Source organism: Streptococcus pluranimalium (assembly GCF_047785705.1).
In the GTDB taxonomy this organism is placed as follows: Bacteria; Bacillota; Bacilli; order Lactobacillales; family Streptococcaceae; genus Streptococcus; species Streptococcus pluranimalium_A.
Genome location: NZ_JBLOJV010000035.1, coordinates 1 through 14,581, shown reverse-complemented (window position 1 = coordinate 14,581; position 14,581 = coordinate 1). Strand labels below are relative to the sequence as shown.

The window sequence follows — 14,581 nt, the reverse complement described above, 5'->3', positions numbered from 1 at the left end:
AGAGGATGACTAGATACCTCCTTATTGGGCGGTTACAGTTGGTCGAAAAACAGCCCTGCACTTTTTTCCATCTAAGGGCAAATATTTCTGTGCTTGTTGGCGACAAGTTCCCATGTATAGTTGAAATAAGGCGTAGGCAATGACAACAGATAGAATAAATAGCGATAGTTTTAAAGCTAGTTGTTGGCTCACACCAAACTCTTGAAAATGTTGCTTTAAGCCATCATAGAGAGCCTTAACCAAAGGTTGGACGGCTAACACGACTATCGACGTCGGGTTAAATGATTTTTTTGTCTGGTCAAGTGCTTGAACACCAGAACTTAATTCAATCATTTCAACAGTAACTTTCCTAGGGAGCAATCCCCAACCATAAGTTTTGGGACTCGCAGAACTTGTATCCATAAGATACTGTCTACCATCAGATGTCTCAACAAGTTGGTAAATACCTATGCTTGATTGTTTAAACGTTAATGCTATCACAAATCTTCAATCTCCTTGATTTTATCAAAAACAAGATTACTAAAATGGTAACTAATACTAATAGGTAAAAGTGTAAATGAAAAAGCGTAGGTTGCAAAAGCAAATAAACCAACTAAAATAAGGGCTGTTTCAAAATAGGTAAAATAAGCTAAAGCGGAAATAAGCAACAAAGGTAGAAAAATGATTCCCAAACCATAATTCTTTTTACCATCTGTTGTAAATGTCACACGGTACCTTGGAGAAGCTTCAGCTAAAAGATTGGTAATTTTTCTCTTTCCAAAGTTAAAAATAAGTAAATAGATGCCATAGCTAACAAATAAAGAGACAATAAACATCATAATCTTTAACAAGAATAATTTAACAGATTCTTGATTAACAAATAAAGATTTCAAGTTTTTATAAATCACATTTACAGCAGGCTGTACCATTAACACTACAGCAGATGATCCAATTGGAGAATTTTTGACATCAAATCTTGTATCATTGCTATCAATTTCAACTATATCAACTGTTATCTGATGCCGCCTCCTTCCCCAAAAATAGAGCTTAGAAGACAGCGTTCGATTATCCATAACAAATTTTCTACCATCTATGCTCATAAGATGAAAACCGCTTGCTATCTGATTGATTTTAATATCCATTTATCTACCACCCAAATACTGATTCTAGTGTTTCCCAACCTGATTGTAATGAATTTCCGAAATCAATAACTCACCATTGCGATAATTAGCCATTATCGCAGGAGTAATGAGCATCCCTAAAAAACCAAAGAAAGCAATCAGACCATTAATAATTAGAAAAATCCCTTCTGATCCATTGGTATTCAATACAAAAAACAGAAAACAAATAAAGTGCAATAGAGAAAAGAGTTCCCAAGCGAAAATCCGTTTTCCATTCGGAATAAAGACAACCTCTCGGTGCCTGGTCCCTAAATCTTTTAATCGCCGCTGAGCTTCCCTATGAGTCATTTTTGAATAGAACTGCACACCAATAAAAGAAATAAGAAAAGTCAACGTAAATATGAAAACCTTTAATAACAACTGCTGATTAATATGCAAGGTCAAAAATATCTCCTGCAATGAGTCATAAATTAATTTTACTAACGGTTGTACTGCTAAAATAATTATCATCATTCCAGATTGAGAACTTGTTTTCACTTCAAATGACTCGTCATCATTTGGTATTTCCACCATATCAAGATGAATTGATTGAGGTAAAAAGCCTCCATAATACCTCTTTCCCCTCATTGATGTCAAATTCATGACATATTTTTTGCCATCATAACAGACAAGTAAATAAGTAGGTAAGTTAGAATAATTAAGCTCCATTTCTACCCCCAAATACTAATTCTATTGTTTCCCAACTTGATTGTATTGAATTTCCAATATTTTCAAAATGAGTATTTAAGTTATCTCCCATTTCATTGACAATATCCTTTACACCTAAAACATTATTTTCATATGCCCAGTTGGTAGCTAAACCAACACCAATACCAGCTAAAACTGCCCAACCCAAAGGATGGGCTAACATAAATCCTGTTACAACAGAAGTACTAGAAGCAATAGCTCCTGTTCCAATACTTGAATAAAGAAGACTCGATGAAAGCACTTGAACACCGATTGTCGTCATTGCAGTAGTGGCTACAGTATGCATAAAAGCACGACCTGCATTTTCTTCCTTCAAATTTCCTAAAAAATCTAATGCCATAAAAGCAGTCCCTAGCCCAGTTATCTCTTGAGTTATAGGATTTCCCATAAAGTCGACTAGGTTCCCAATAGGTAGGCTAGGGCCTGACACAGCCATTGATTTAATCCCTGATTTCCAAAGAGAATTTGAAACCGCACGACCATATCCTTTCCCGTCATAATAAACACTAAATTTGATATTATTAAAGGTTTGGTTACTTTTTTCTGCATAAACTTTGAAATAGTTAGAAAGATTTGGGAATGAGTCATCTATTTTTTCAAGTAAATTTGTCAAAAACTCCTCTGAAGCTGTTGGGACAACATTGGCTTCTAAAAATGCGACAAGGCCATCTACACCTACCACTTCCAATTTTGATGCCTTCAAAAACGCACTCATTCCCTTATCATAAAGCTTGGATTTAGGATTATCAACCAAGTACCGCCCCAGCTCATTCAACTCATCTGAATTTAAATCTTCACCTTTCTCAACCCTCTTAATAAGATCCTGAGCCCGTGTTGTGGCTCTATGCTGCCATGGTCGATTAAGCCCATCTGCCCAAGCCATACCCACTTCATCTGATATCTTGAACGTCCCTGTCTTTGAATTCCAAGACAGACTAGCCTGTCTAAGCCCCTGCTGAACAGCCTCCAAAAGGGAATGAATGTCTGAAAAAAGCGATGGTGAACTCCCACTAAACGCAACAAGCTTATCACGTTTGAGGGTCAACTCAACATGCAACTCCTGATAAGAATTTCTTAAGCCACGTAAATTAGAAATATAATGATAATCAGGTTCCTCACGACAGTACTCCCAGTCAATTAAATTCTGATAAGAGTTGATCATGCTTTGAGCTCGGTCAATGTTATCATTAAGATTGCTTTCCTTCAAGCTAATCACATCAACCCGAGACCGATACTCACTCGGTAACTTGGCACAAGCCTCCCTAATCGCCTCGTCCAAAAGAATGCACCCTTTTAGTAAAGGGATTAAAACCTGACTACTATAATCCTTGGCAGATTGATAGGCATGGCCCTGTAAGTTGCTTGTTCCAATAAAGGTTTGAAGACTGGACCTAATTGTCTCATAGGCATTAATCCGATTGGATAAAACAGCCGTCACCCCTTGAGCTTGATGGTCAGACTGACCAAGGTTCATTTCAACTCCCATCGGCTTCCTCTCTTTCTAATTGTTGCCGTTCTTTAGCTAATTCTTCTTGTCGAATCGTCAGACGACGATACTCCTGCTCCAAGTCTTCATGCTTTTGTTCTAAATCCTTCTGAGTTTTCCTACCCAGAAAGACTTAGTCATCAAAAATACGTTTAAAAACAGAGCGTTCTGACGACCTACCAAAGGCAGCTAAGGTTTCTTCTAAAAACTGGGTTGACCTTTTAGACAGTTGAGAAAAGTCAGTCATCGCCTGGCGAGTTTCTTTTAATGAACGTTCTGTTTGACTAAGACGGTCGCTCACCTGTTTCTCAGCTGTTACTAACTCATTTTGTTCCATTAATCGTAAACCCCGTACTGTAGCTCTTCTCTAGATTGTCTAATTGTTTGCCCAGTGTCTGATCCATCGCTTGCAACTCTTGAGAAACGCCCTTGAGGCTACTGGACATATTGCTAATCACTCGGTCAACTTCTCTTGCAATGCCCTGAGAAGCTTCAATGACAGCCTTGGCAACATCATTACCACCCAGTTTGGTTTGCTCATCTTTACTAACCGTCCCACTACTTGATAAGTTTTAGATTATCAATTGTTCTCTTTTTGAAACTGTTCCATTTCATTAAACAGTTCTTTTTCCTGAGTACTTCTAGGGGGAAGTTTTAAATATTTATATTTATAAAAATTCCGTCTATCCGTAGGACTAAATTCAGAAGTCCCCCATGAAGCGTAATCAAAGTTTGTACTCAATTTCTGATTTACATACGAAATAACTACTGAAGACCAAGCTGGCAAGTCATTATCATTAAATATTTTCCATAATTCATATCCCAACTCAAATTGTTCATCCAATAATTTTTCAACGTATTTATTATCTACATTAAAATCTTCAGGAATTAGAACACTATAGTGAAATGACGATGAATTTTTAGGTTTAAAATCAAAAAAGACACCACCACCGTCCTCAGACATCTCAATATTTATATAAACTTCTGTCCAATCTACTGGAATGGTTTGGTCAACACTCTTTAAAATTTCAATTATTTTTTCTTGAATCTTTTGTTCTGTACTACTCATTGTACTTTAGCCTCCTGGTTGATTTATAATTCTCCTTACCATAGGGTCATTCCCTTCAATATAGTATCTTACCTTAAATTCAGTAGGTCTCAGTCCACCATTTGCGTATATTGGTTCAATATTAACAGACACCTTTTTCGGTGGAACTTCACTTAGTGCTTTCTTCCATTCTTGCTCCATATCGAACCATACTCCACCACTACGATTTATATCTTTATGCATGGCGACTAAGTTATCGATATCACCAGAGCCTTTAAACATCGAGGCAATTAAGTGCCCTCCATCATCGTCTGCTAGCCTGTCTGCACCACCAACTTTTCGTTGACTGTATAGATTGCGAGAAGCCTTATCTAATACTAGTTCATCTGCTTCAACCGATACAATTCTTCCTAAAGAATCCGTTGTATATTTGTAACCCTGATCACTGACATATTGAATATCTGGTAAGAGTTGTTTCTTCCCATACTTACCTTTTACAATATGCTCTCCGTATGGTACTTTGGTCTTAGCACCACTTTCCATCACCTCATCCACACTACCACTCAAATTCTTCGCAAAGGCTTGAATGTTATCCGCTAAACCAGACAATTTCCCTGGAGGTGGAGTTGGCATAAAGCCATCAATCAATTGTGGTTCTAAACCAATATTAAGGCGGAAATTCTGTGCTGCAGTGCTGATTGTCTCATCCGCATGACGAAGTTTACCAGCAACATTGTCAGCTAGTGATGATACCTTATCAGCCACTAGATTGTCAAGTTGTTTCCCAAAATCATCAATTTTTAAGGCAAGATAGTGCTCTTACTTTAGAAAAATAGCAGAGCTGAAAAACAAGCTCTGCCAATTAAAACTACAAAAATACTAATACATATTGAAATAATATTTTTCACTGACAGAAATCTTATCAAGAAAATCAATTAAACTGTGAGCAATCTCTTTGTCATAATAATAAATTTTTCCCATATTATAATCTAAAAATCCGATTGATAACAATGTCGATTCATTAGCTTCAAAAAAGACTAACTTATCTTGTGTGAACTCATCATATATATCAATATCTTGATAGAATTCAAAATCATTTTCTTTATATCGAAAATCCCGAACAGATTGTGGATCCATAATACGATTAATATTGCCAATATTGCTTCCAATAAAACCATATCCTATTTTTTCATAGAATAATTTTAAATCCTCTGGAAATAAAATTCCCAGCTCACTCTCAGATGAGATAATTTCTTGAGTGTTCAACTGATGAAACTGATTATTCTTATTATTTTTTATATTACTAAATTTCATGTATTCCTCCTATTTAAACAAATTCCTAGAAATTGAATCTCCGCCATGAATACCTGCTTGATGCTCATTTGGAAACTTAGCAGGATGTATATTCCACCACTCATGTTGGCCACCAAATGAGTTTTCTATAATATGGTGAGCATCATATTTGTCACCTGCACGACGCACAATCTTTCCATTCTTACCTAACACATCTTCTGTATATGTTGGCCACTCTTGTCCAGTATATTGCTCCCATTCTGAAATTAAATTATCTTTAACTTCATTAAATTTCGCTCTATGCTTAGACGTTTCAACGGGAGAAAGTTCGGTGCCAGACGTTGCTGAAAGGATAGCTCTATGGTGGTCTTTTGGAAAATAGCAGAGCTGAAAACAAGCTCTGCTACCTTCATAACTGATTCCCGAAACTGAGAAATTAATTATAGCTATCTTAAGCAATAGTTTAAAGCTGTTCTAATAGGAAAACTCGGCATGAAACAGAGGATTATTTAATTGAATTTTCCGACATTAGTCTCTTCAACTCCTCCTGCTTCCACTTACCATAAAGAGGAGAAACTTTATCAAAAAGAGCAATTTGCTTTTCAAAAAATTTATCTTGATAAAGATGGTATGCATTGCCAATTTCTTTAGCAACTATCTCACTCGCTTTAGAAACAATGTAAGTGTCTAATAAATAATAATTCAGAGTATCCTTAGTTCCAAACACTTCTTCTTGAATCAATTTTCCTCTATCTGTATTTAATACATGGTATTTTCCATCCTCAAAAAATATTGTTCTACCATCAGAATAAGCAACATCAGGCCGATAGGAAAAAAAATACTCAAATGAACCAATTTTATTAATCCCTACTTTTTGTAATGACATTAACAATTTATTTTTTACTTCTTCCAAATCAAATATCTCTTTTAATATAAAATTTTAATCTATCTATATTGGGAATACGAAGAACTGTTATTACCTTTGACCCACATCATGAGAATAAAATTTGGTAGTATTTTTTTACTTCGGGATTATCTAAATTTACCCTCTCATCAGCAATCATTTTTTCTCTTAAAAAAAGGATATTCTCAAAATCTTTAATAAGAACTTTATAATTTTCAAAAAAACTATTCAATGTTTCAATATCAACTGCTTCAATGGTTTCTGGTAAGTATTTCTCACCATTTTCTACATAGCATACTAAACAAATATAAGCCACTGCATTAGCAATGCAGCTCCAAATTGCTGGATTACTAACCGAATCTAAATCAAAATAAGTTAAGATGTCTTGTTCATCTAAATTCTCCAATCTACCATATAACGTATCAGGGTCTGTATGTTTACCCAGTAAAAAATTATTGGTCATTTCTAGAGTTTTAAAAACAAACTGAACATATTCTTCTTTGCATAAAAGACTTACAATATTTTCGGTTAAAATTTGAAGAAAAAAAGCTAAATCTTTATTCGTTTCCATCATTCCTCCTAATTAACATAGATACCATTTTTTACAATAAATTCTGCTCTTCCATTCGGTTTAACACCATCAATAACTTCTGAAGTTACTTTAATTTCTAACTTGGGATACATTTCACTAAGCTGTTTGATTACGCCTGAAGATTTATCTGGGTTCCCTAATCCACTCAAGCATGTCGGACAGACACCTTTAGGATTAGACTGATGTAACCTCAATGTCCCTTCAATATCTTCGGGATTTAAGCCTAGTTTATTCACAGCCTCCACAAATTTATTAGCGATATCCTCCTCAGCATGCCGAGTGGCTGACGGTACTTTACCAGAACTTTTTATTTCCCTGTCTGGCATCACCTCATCCAGATCAGGCAAACCAGCTTCTTTTCGAACCTTTGGAGAACCTCCTTCAAAAATTATACCTTCAAGTCCAGGAACATCTGTTTTACCAATTGCAATAGTATCAGTTTCTGGTACGCCCCACTTTTTCCGAAGTATATTTAACTCTTCGGTAGGGTTAGGTAAGATCTTATCAATTTCTGAACTCCCTCCCCCACCATTCAACGTAAATCGTTTACTAGCTTCCAATCCCTCATCAATCTGTGAGCCTGGCATAATGACTGTTGCATTATGTTTACCGAAGTCAGGATTAAATATACCATCAGCCAACTGGTAGGCATCATCTCGAACAGAACGAAGTAAATCTGTTGTCTGTCTACCCCAATCATCAACTTTTGTAATGAGTTGTTTTCGGAAATCGTCCACGTTCTTAAGAACAACCTTGAAATTATCCACATTCTTAGCCGCCTGCTCCATACCTTCTTTGAAGCTGGTTTTAAGGCTTGCCTTGATACCTGCAAAACCTGCTACCTTGCCTGTCTTGGCCAAATCATTGAGGTAACCAACACCTGGCACAAGGTCAAACAAGGCAAAGGCTCCACGCATCAAGCGCTCACCATCATCAAGCTCACGACCAGTCATCCAGTCCTTACCTGAAGCAGCTGAATACATGTCCGCTGCCGCCAAAGCAACGCCTGCCACAGCTCCTGCAGGAGGACAGAAGATGCTCAAAATAACAACTCCAGCCGCTAAAAGAAGGTCTCGTTTCCCCTCAAAAGCCGCCTTCTCATCATTAAGGGAATGATAAGTAAAGGCTCTAGTCTGATGGCTGGCAAAGAGGTAATCCTCTTCGGTCAGCTTGCTCTCTCTGTAGTCATCGCTAGACTTATAGGCCTCATACATGGCTTGGAGACGTGTCTTATAAGGATTGTCAACCTGATAAAGTTCCTTGAGACCAACTTCTTTGGCCAAGACTTCCCGAGTACCCATGTACTGGCCAGCATCGCTATAGATGATCTCAGTTTTCTTAAACCCAATCTGGTTACTGGTCTTGTAGTCGCTGATGTTCAAGGCCTCTAGCCGATCCCCAACCTTGTCCAGCTTTTCATAGAAAGGCTGGTCAATTTTATCCTTCAGGTACTGTTGCACCTTACCAGCATAGGTTTCTAAAGCGGTCAGTTTAGACTGTAAGCTAATCGCCGTCACATGGTCATCATGGAAGTGAAGATTGCCAATAGCCCCATCCACATCCAGCTCATTGATGGCCCGCTTGGCCTTCTCCGTAATCTCAACCAGGGACTTGATCCGATTCGAAAAGCCCTGACTACCACTACCGCCAATGCCACTATAGGAGGACATAGCTGGACCGCCCCAGCTGCTGTAACTGCCACCACTAAAACCACCACCGGAGCCAGTCTCAGTGACAGAACCTAAAGCACCCTTCATCTTGCTCCACTTGTGAAGATGAAGTTCAATGTTTTTGGTCATTGGCTACCTCCTTCCTCTGGTGGGAACAACTGCCTCAAATTATCAGCCAGCTGACCACCGCCCTGCAAACTATCTCGGAAGTTCTGTGCCAGAACCTCATCCTGTTCCAGCCATTGATTCATGAGGTGGAAAACCTCACCATTGGCTCGACTGTACAAATCACCAACCTCATTGACCTTGTTTAGCATCTTATGGTGATCTTTTGGAAAAATAGCAGAGCTGAAAACTAGCTCTGCTAATTACTGCTACTCCTGCACCAACAAATCATAAGGGAAATAATCTAAATTTTTCAATCGCTCATCATAAATACCTTTGATTTTACAAGTTGCCGCCGTATCAAAAGCCCAGTAACCATAGTAACCACGATTGTCATAATGATGTGTCTCATACCAAGGTGCATCTGAATGTTCATAATACCAAAAACCTTGGGCTTTTTGAACACTGTCAAAATCATCACCAATCATATTCTGATACTCTAAAACTGAACGATATGGGACAATTTTGTCATGAAACAGATAAGCCATATAGTACTCAATCACACCATCGGTATGTGTTAATTGGTCATAAATTGATTTTAATACATCAATAAACTCTTCCTTACGCTCACTATAAAGGACTCCCAAAGCAAATACATCAACTGCTCTATAAAATGGTACACCCTCCTTAGCAACCTGATTCAAATAAATTAAACAACCTTTATAATAATCAAATAGATTATCAGTCTCAACTCCAATGGAGTAGCCGATTTTGAAGAGGGTTTCATAATTTATCACTAAATTTCTATAATAATTCTGTCTATTTTCATCTTTTATTAAATGCTTTTTTGCTAATCGTGTTTCCAAATTTTTTATATATAAACTATTTTTAGATTTAAAGTATTCTATATCCTTTTGTTTATCTCGCAACATCTTAAAATTCCTCTATGGTCTAATAATTTTACCACTACTATCTAAATTATTGATAGTAATAACTCCATTTTTCTTAATATTGACTAGCTGCGTTCCAACTAAACCATCATCCATAGCTTCAAAAATAATATTAGCTTGTTCATCTCCCAAAGCATCAACCAATCTATCACCAATCCACTTACTCTCCATTTGCTTAGTGCCATCTTTCAGGTAACTCAACCGCGAGCCACCATACTTAGCTTCCGCGATAATATACGGCGGATGCCCATCTGGATTATGGTAAACACCATCAATGCCGTGGTGTGTAACATTATCAAGGTCGGCAGTGATGTCCAAACTGATACGCTCATAACCCCGTTGACGGAAAATTTCATCAGTGGTCATCTCGCCATAGTTACCCTTACGCATATTGGTCAACAGTTCTTCGACACCGTCATCAACTTTTCCAATGAGGTCTTGCTGTTTTAGAATATCGTCAACCGAGTGAACACCTAGATACTCTGGAATATCACCTTTTTTCAAGAGTTCAATAAACTCCTCTTTTGTCGTATAGAAGTGATGACGAGATTTAAGCCGAGCTAAACTCTTATCTCCTGCACCTTTGACAAATTGTTCTGCTGGTGTGATTAATTTACTGCCTATGGCTGTATCACCTACTGTTGTTTCCACAACATCAGCCATCATCATGCTCTGACCTGTCATCGCATCTTCGACAACACCAATCGTAGGAAGATTTAATGAAAAAGCCTTTGCTCTCTCCAAACCTTCTTGAGCAGCCTTGGATAATCCTAGGGCTGATTCATCTACTAAATCAAGACCAAATGTTGTGAATTGCTTACCATAATTATCAACCTGACGAACAACCTTCTTCCCAAAGTCATCCACATTCTTGAGCAGAACTTTGAAATTATCGACATTCTTAGCCGCCTGCTCCATGCCTTCTTTGAAGCTGGTTTTAAGGCTTGCCTTGATGCCTGCAAAACCTGCCACCTTACCTGTCTTGGCCAAGTCATTGAGGTAACCAACACCTGGCACAAGGTCAAACAAGGCAAAGGCTCCCCGCATCAAGCGCTCACCATCATCAAGCTCACGACCAGTCATCCAGTCCTTGCCTGAAGCAGCTGAATACATGTCCGCTGCCGCTAAGACAACACCTACCACAGCTCCTGCAGGAGGACAGAAAATGCTCAAAATAACAACACCAGCCGCTAAAAGAAGGTCTCGTTTCCCCTCAAAAACCGCCTTCTCATCATTAAGGGAATGATAAGTAAAGGCTCTAGTCTGATAACTGGCAAAGAGGTAATCCTCTTCGGTCAGCTTGCTCTCTTTATAGTCATCGCTAGACTTATAGGAGTCATACATGGCTTGGAGACGTGTCTTATAAGGATTGTCAACCTGATAAAGTTCCTTGAGACCAACTTCTTTGGCCAAGACTTCCCGAGTACCCATGTACTGGCCAGCTTCGCTATAGATGACCTCAGTTTTCTTAAACCCAATCTGGTTACTGGTCTTGTAGTCGCTGATGTTCAAGGCCTCTAGCCGATCCCCAACCTTGTCCAACTTTTCATAGAAAGGCTGGTCAATTTTATCCTTCAAGTACTGTTGCACCTTACCGGCATAGGTTTCTAAAGCGGTCAGTTTAGACTGCAAGCTAATCGCCGTCACATGGTCATCATGGAAGTGAAGGTTGCCAATAGCCCCGTCTACATCTAGATCATTGATGGCCCGCTTGGCCTTCTCCGTAATCTCAACCAGGGACTTGATCCGATTCGCAAAGCCCTGACTACCACTACCGCCAATGCCACTATAGGAGGACATGGCTGGACCGCCCCAGCTGCTGTAACTGCCACCACTAAAACCACCACCGGAGCCAGTCTCAGTGACAGAACCTAAAGCACCCTTCATTTTGCTCCACTTGTGGAGATGAAGTTCAACGTTTTTGGTCATTGGCTACCTCCTTCCTCTGGTGGGAACAACTGCCTCAAATTATCAGCCAGCTGACCACCGCCCTGCAAACTATCTCGGAAGTTCTGTGCCAGAACCTCATCCTGTTCCAGCCATTGATTCATCAGGTAGAAAACCTCACTATTGGCTCGACTATACAAATCACCAACCTCATTGACCTTGTTTAGCATCTTAGCGTAATGTTCCATCGCCTTAGAAGCCTCCCCGCCCTCATAGTATTTGGTCTGAGACAAGGCTTGGAGCTTCGGTGCCAGACGCTGTTGAAAGGATAGTTCTATGGTGGTCTTTGGGAAAATAGCAGAGCTAAAAACAAGCTCTGCTAAAGAAAACTATAGGCTACTGTTTTTCACTTCCTTGAACCACTTATCAAACTCTAAGCGAGGAAGCAATTCTTCATCCTTAGAATATCGTCCTTCATAACTATACTTGACATCAAGACTATTAGTTACATTATCGTAAATCAGCCACATTTCAGTTGGGTGTTCTCTTTGATATTGCTGACACAACTGAATAATTTTTGAAATATCTTCAATCCCATAATCCAACAACGCAAACATCATCTGATCAGAAGCATCTACTGGATGAGGTAATACAGTATTCACTTTATGAATTTTTACTATTTCTTCTTTAATTTGAAAAAATAGATTAAAACTATGAAGACTATCTGCAATAGCATAAATATAAATTTTTTCAGCCTGCCCCTGGACATACTCTAATCCAAGAGATACCATACCAACTTGAATACTCATTAGCTGTTCTTCAAACACTTCCATCGTTTAACTCCTCTGTTATTTATTAATATTCGGTATTATTTCCTTGTAGGGTTCGCCATCAATCTTATAATTGACTTCAAAACTTTTAGGACGCATTGAGTCTATATCATAGGTTATCTTAATATCAACTTCAATATTTTTGGATTTTTCTAAAGCTTCTGCCCAATCACGTTCAATACGTCGATATTCTTTCAAGTTAACATCTTTGGCCTGTGAAATCAAATTATCTAGCTCTGGAGAGCCACCAAATAAATCGCCAAAAATATGTCCTGCATGGTCCCCGACTTGCTTATCTAGAGTTTGACGTTTATGAGACAAGCGTCCATTATGAAGCTTGAATTGTAAGTTCTCCGCGTAAGCTCTATCTATACGTCCAAATTCATCTGTACGATATAAATAATTATGCTCACCAGTCTGATAAATAACATTAGGCTTAGGATATTTACCATTCATATGACTGCCGTCAGTCAAAATCTCGTCAGCTTGCTTTGTCCAGTGTTCTGCAACTGACTCAACATTTCCCCCACCATTCAAGGTAAATCGCTTACTAGCTTCTAACCCCTCATCAATCTGTGAGCCAGGCATATAAACATTAGCAATATGTTTACCAAAGTTGGGATCAAATGAGCCATCTGCTAATTGATAAGCCTCGTCCCGAATTGAGCGAAGAATATCTGTCGCCTGTTTCCCAAAGTCATCAATTTTAGTGACAACCCGCTTCCCAAAGTCATCCACGTTCTTAAGAACAACCTTGAAATTATCGACATTCTTAGCCGCCTGCTCCATGCCTTCTTTGAAGCTGGTTCTAAGGCTTGCTTTGATACCAGCGAAACCTGCCACCTTACCTGTCTTGGCTAGGTCATTCAAATAACCAACACCTGGTATTAAGTCAAATAAGGCAAAGGCTCCACGCATGAGACGCTCACCATCATCAAGCTCACGACCGGTCATCCAGTCCTTACCTGAAGCAGCCGAATACATGTCCGCTGCCGCTAAGGCAACACCTGCCACAGCTCCTGCAGGAGGACAGAAAATACTCAAAATAACAACACCAGCCGCTAAAAGAAGGTCTCGTTTCCCCTCAAAAACCGCCTTCTCATCATTAAGGGAATGATAAGTAAAAGCCCTTGAAGAGTTAAGGCTCTATAATTTCTGTAGTGGATAACTCCACCACGGAGATTATAGAGCCTTTTAAGTATGAAAAAAGTCCCATATGACTTACAATGAAAAGCGACAAAACTCACATTAGAGGCTCTTTGTCAACTGTAGTGGGTTGACAATTAGCCCTTTATTTTATCAAATCTATAGGCTACCATACCTCCTTCCTCTATAAATAGAATTTTAACTGTTATTTTTTTTCTGAAATTCTTCCATCTCTTCAAACAATTTCATTTCTAATTCATTTTGAGGGATTTTCCCAAGATGTGTATATTGAAAATATTTTAATCTTTGATTGGATGTATAAGAACTATTTAACCAATCTGCATAATCAAATTCAACTTTTAATGTTGATTGATTATGTACAATAATTGTCATACATACCCATTTTTCTTGACCATTCTTATCTAACAGGTTATGTATTTCTCGTGAAGTAGACATTAACTCATTAAACCCATTCATATACTCTGAAAATGAAATGTTATATTCCTCTGGAATATCATGAGAGTATTTATATTTCTCTTCCTCCTCTGAACTATTATAATAGAATAACGTTTCTCCTTCACCATCTTGTAATTCAGTATAAATGTATAAATCCTTCCAATTAATTGGTATCATTGCATTTGTAACTTCAACCATTCTCTTTATTAACTGATTTAATTCATTTTCAAACATAGTTAACCTCCTGCTTTATTATTAACCTGACGGATTCTAATAGGCTCACCTTCAATTTTATACCTGATATTGAAACTATCTGGTCTAACTGAACTTGAACCATAAACAGGTGTAATCGCCCAATAACGGAGTA

At 38.2% G+C, this 14,581-nt stretch carries 19 protein-coding genes and 1 pseudogene; all 20 read right to left on the bottom strand.

Annotated elements, in window-relative coordinates; all coding sequences use genetic code 11:
• Positions 1 to 21 precede the first annotated feature (21 nt).
• Entirely contained in the window at positions 22 to 480 is a 459-nt protein-coding gene (locus ACMZ6Z_RS07860; protein ID WP_416132014.1) for a hypothetical protein, read from the bottom strand.
• On the bottom strand, positions 477 to 1,121 hold the full coding sequence (locus tag ACMZ6Z_RS07855; RefSeq protein ID WP_416132013.1) for a hypothetical protein: 645 nt from the start codon (positions 1,119 to 1,121) through the stop codon (positions 477 to 479). The genes ACMZ6Z_RS07860 and ACMZ6Z_RS07855 overlap by 4 nt, the downstream gene beginning before the upstream one ends.
• Positions 1,122 to 1,145: 24 nt before the next feature.
• Positions 1,146 to 1,808, bottom strand: a complete 663-nt coding sequence (locus ACMZ6Z_RS07850; protein ID WP_416132012.1) for a hypothetical protein — start codon at positions 1,806 to 1,808, stop codon at positions 1,146 to 1,148.
• Complete coding sequence (locus tag ACMZ6Z_RS07845) at positions 1,798 to 3,333, bottom strand: hypothetical protein (RefSeq protein ID WP_416132011.1); 1,536 nt, start codon at positions 3,331 to 3,333, stop codon at positions 1,798 to 1,800. Before ACMZ6Z_RS07845 ends, ACMZ6Z_RS07850 begins: the two co-directional genes overlap by 11 nt.
• A gap of 133 nt (positions 3,334 to 3,466) precedes the next feature.
• The gene (locus ACMZ6Z_RS07840; protein WP_416132010.1) at positions 3,467 to 3,670 is read right to left on the bottom strand and encodes a hypothetical protein; all 204 of its coding nucleotides are present in this window, start codon (positions 3,668 to 3,670) and stop codon (positions 3,467 to 3,469) included.
• A pseudogene (locus ACMZ6Z_RS07835) lies at positions 3,657 to 3,893 on the bottom strand (TIGR04197 family type VII secretion effector); the annotation flags it as partial. The gene ACMZ6Z_RS07840 and the pseudogene ACMZ6Z_RS07835, both read right to left, overlap by 14 nt.
• Before the next feature lie 20 nt (positions 3,894 to 3,913).
• Positions 3,914 to 4,402, bottom strand: a complete 489-nt coding sequence (locus ACMZ6Z_RS07830; protein ID WP_416132009.1) for an immunity protein YezG family protein — start codon at positions 4,400 to 4,402, stop codon at positions 3,914 to 3,916.
• 6 nt (positions 4,403 to 4,408) lie between these two features.
• Positions 4,409 to 5,146, bottom strand: a complete 738-nt coding sequence (locus tag ACMZ6Z_RS07825) for a DNA/RNA non-specific endonuclease (RefSeq protein ID WP_416132008.1) — start codon at positions 5,144 to 5,146, stop codon at positions 4,409 to 4,411.
• 114 nt (positions 5,147 to 5,260) lie between these two features.
• Positions 5,261 to 5,695: an SMI1/KNR4 family protein gene (locus tag ACMZ6Z_RS07820; RefSeq protein ID WP_416132007.1), complete on the bottom strand. Its 435-nt coding sequence runs from the start codon at positions 5,693 to 5,695 to the stop codon at positions 5,261 to 5,263.
• A gap of 9 nt (positions 5,696 to 5,704) precedes the next feature.
• A complete protein-coding gene (locus tag ACMZ6Z_RS07815) occupies positions 5,705 to 6,133 on the bottom strand; it encodes a hypothetical protein (protein WP_416132006.1) in 429 nt (142 codons plus the stop codon).
• A 46-nt stretch (positions 6,134 to 6,179) separates the two neighbouring features.
• Positions 6,180 to 6,587, bottom strand: coding sequence for a hypothetical protein (locus ACMZ6Z_RS07810; protein ID WP_416132005.1), 408 nt, complete (start codon positions 6,585 to 6,587; stop codon positions 6,180 to 6,182).
• A gap of 79 nt (positions 6,588 to 6,666) precedes the next feature.
• Positions 6,667 to 7,149 carry an Imm6 family immunity protein gene (locus ACMZ6Z_RS07805; RefSeq protein WP_256768074.1) on the bottom strand — a complete coding sequence of 161 codons (483 nt, stop codon included), beginning with the start codon at positions 7,147 to 7,149 and terminating at the stop codon, positions 6,667 to 6,669.
• An 8-nt stretch (positions 7,150 to 7,157) separates the two neighbouring features.
• Complete coding sequence (locus ACMZ6Z_RS07800) at positions 7,158 to 8,969, bottom strand: pre-toxin TG domain-containing protein (protein WP_416132004.1); 1,812 nt, start codon at positions 8,967 to 8,969, stop codon at positions 7,158 to 7,160.
• On the bottom strand, positions 8,966 to 9,157 hold the full coding sequence (locus ACMZ6Z_RS07795) for a hypothetical protein (protein WP_416132003.1): 192 nt from the start codon (positions 9,155 to 9,157) through the stop codon (positions 8,966 to 8,968). Before ACMZ6Z_RS07795 ends, ACMZ6Z_RS07800 begins: the two co-directional genes overlap by 4 nt.
• A 57-nt stretch (positions 9,158 to 9,214) precedes the next feature.
• Entirely contained in the window at positions 9,215 to 9,877 is a 663-nt protein-coding gene (locus tag ACMZ6Z_RS07790; protein ID WP_172006807.1) for a PoNe immunity protein domain-containing protein, read from the bottom strand.
• A gap of 12 nt (positions 9,878 to 9,889) precedes the next feature.
• A complete protein-coding gene (locus ACMZ6Z_RS07785) occupies positions 9,890 to 11,824 on the bottom strand; it encodes a pre-toxin TG domain-containing protein (RefSeq protein ID WP_416132002.1) in 1,935 nt (644 codons plus the stop codon).
• Positions 11,821 to 12,075: a hypothetical protein gene (locus tag ACMZ6Z_RS07780; RefSeq protein WP_416132001.1), complete on the bottom strand. Its 255-nt coding sequence runs from the start codon at positions 12,073 to 12,075 to the stop codon at positions 11,821 to 11,823. The genes ACMZ6Z_RS07785 and ACMZ6Z_RS07780 overlap by 4 nt, the downstream gene beginning before the upstream one ends.
• A gap of 96 nt (positions 12,076 to 12,171) precedes the next feature.
• Positions 12,172 to 12,615 carry a hypothetical protein gene (locus ACMZ6Z_RS07775; RefSeq protein WP_416132000.1) on the bottom strand — a complete coding sequence of 148 codons (444 nt, stop codon included), beginning with the start codon at positions 12,613 to 12,615 and terminating at the stop codon, positions 12,172 to 12,174.
• 15 nt (positions 12,616 to 12,630) lie between these two features.
• Positions 12,631 to 13,656, bottom strand: a complete 1,026-nt coding sequence (locus tag ACMZ6Z_RS07770; RefSeq protein WP_416131999.1) for a DNA/RNA non-specific endonuclease — start codon at positions 13,654 to 13,656, stop codon at positions 12,631 to 12,633.
• Positions 13,657 to 13,956: 300 nt separating this feature from the next.
• On the bottom strand, positions 13,957 to 14,448 hold the full coding sequence (locus ACMZ6Z_RS07765; protein WP_024399182.1) for an immunity protein YezG family protein: 492 nt from the start codon (positions 14,446 to 14,448) through the stop codon (positions 13,957 to 13,959).
• Between the last annotated feature and the right edge of the window lie 133 nt (positions 14,449 to 14,581).

Excerpts from the sequence above, each read along its gene's own strand:
- ACMZ6Z_RS07855 (WP_416132013.1), bottom strand. The coding sequence starts at position 1,121 with ATGGATATTAAAATCAATCAGATAGCAAGCGGTTTTCATCTTATGAGC.
- ACMZ6Z_RS07850 (WP_416132012.1), bottom strand. The coding sequence starts at position 1,808 with ATGGAGCTTAATTATTCTAACTTACCTACTTATTTACTTGTCTGTTAT.
- ACMZ6Z_RS07845 (WP_416132011.1), bottom strand. The coding sequence starts at position 3,333 with ATGGGAGTTGAAATGAACCTTGGTCAGTCTGACCATCAAGCTCAAGGG.
- ACMZ6Z_RS07840 (WP_416132010.1), bottom strand. The coding sequence starts at position 3,670 with ATGGAACAAAATGAGTTAGTAACAGCTGAGAAACAGGTGAGCGACCGT.
- ACMZ6Z_RS07830 (WP_416132009.1), bottom strand. The coding sequence starts at position 4,402 with ATGAGTAGTACAGAACAAAAGATTCAAGAAAAAATAATTGAAATTTTA.
- ACMZ6Z_RS07820 (WP_416132007.1), bottom strand. The coding sequence starts at position 5,695 with ATGAAATTTAGTAATATAAAAAATAATAAGAATAATCAGTTTCATCAG.
- ACMZ6Z_RS07805 (WP_256768074.1), bottom strand. The coding sequence starts at position 7,149 with ATGGAAACGAATAAAGATTTAGCTTTTTTTCTTCAAATTTTAACCGAA.
- ACMZ6Z_RS07800 (WP_416132004.1), bottom strand. The coding sequence starts at position 8,969 with ATGACCAAAAACATTGAACTTCATCTTCACAAGTGGAGCAAGATGAAG.
- ACMZ6Z_RS07795 (WP_416132003.1), bottom strand. The coding sequence starts at position 9,157 with ATGCTAAACAAGGTCAATGAGGTTGGTGATTTGTACAGTCGAGCCAAT.
- ACMZ6Z_RS07790 (WP_172006807.1), bottom strand. The coding sequence starts at position 9,877 with ATGTTGCGAGATAAACAAAAGGATATAGAATACTTTAAATCTAAAAAT.
- ACMZ6Z_RS07785 (WP_416132002.1), bottom strand. The coding sequence starts at position 11,824 with ATGACCAAAAACGTTGAACTTCATCTCCACAAGTGGAGCAAAATGAAG.
- ACMZ6Z_RS07775 (WP_416132000.1), bottom strand. The coding sequence starts at position 12,615 with ATGGAAGTGTTTGAAGAACAGCTAATGAGTATTCAAGTTGGTATGGTA.
- ACMZ6Z_RS07765 (WP_024399182.1), bottom strand. The coding sequence starts at position 14,448 with ATGTTTGAAAATGAATTAAATCAGTTAATAAAGAGAATGGTTGAAGTT.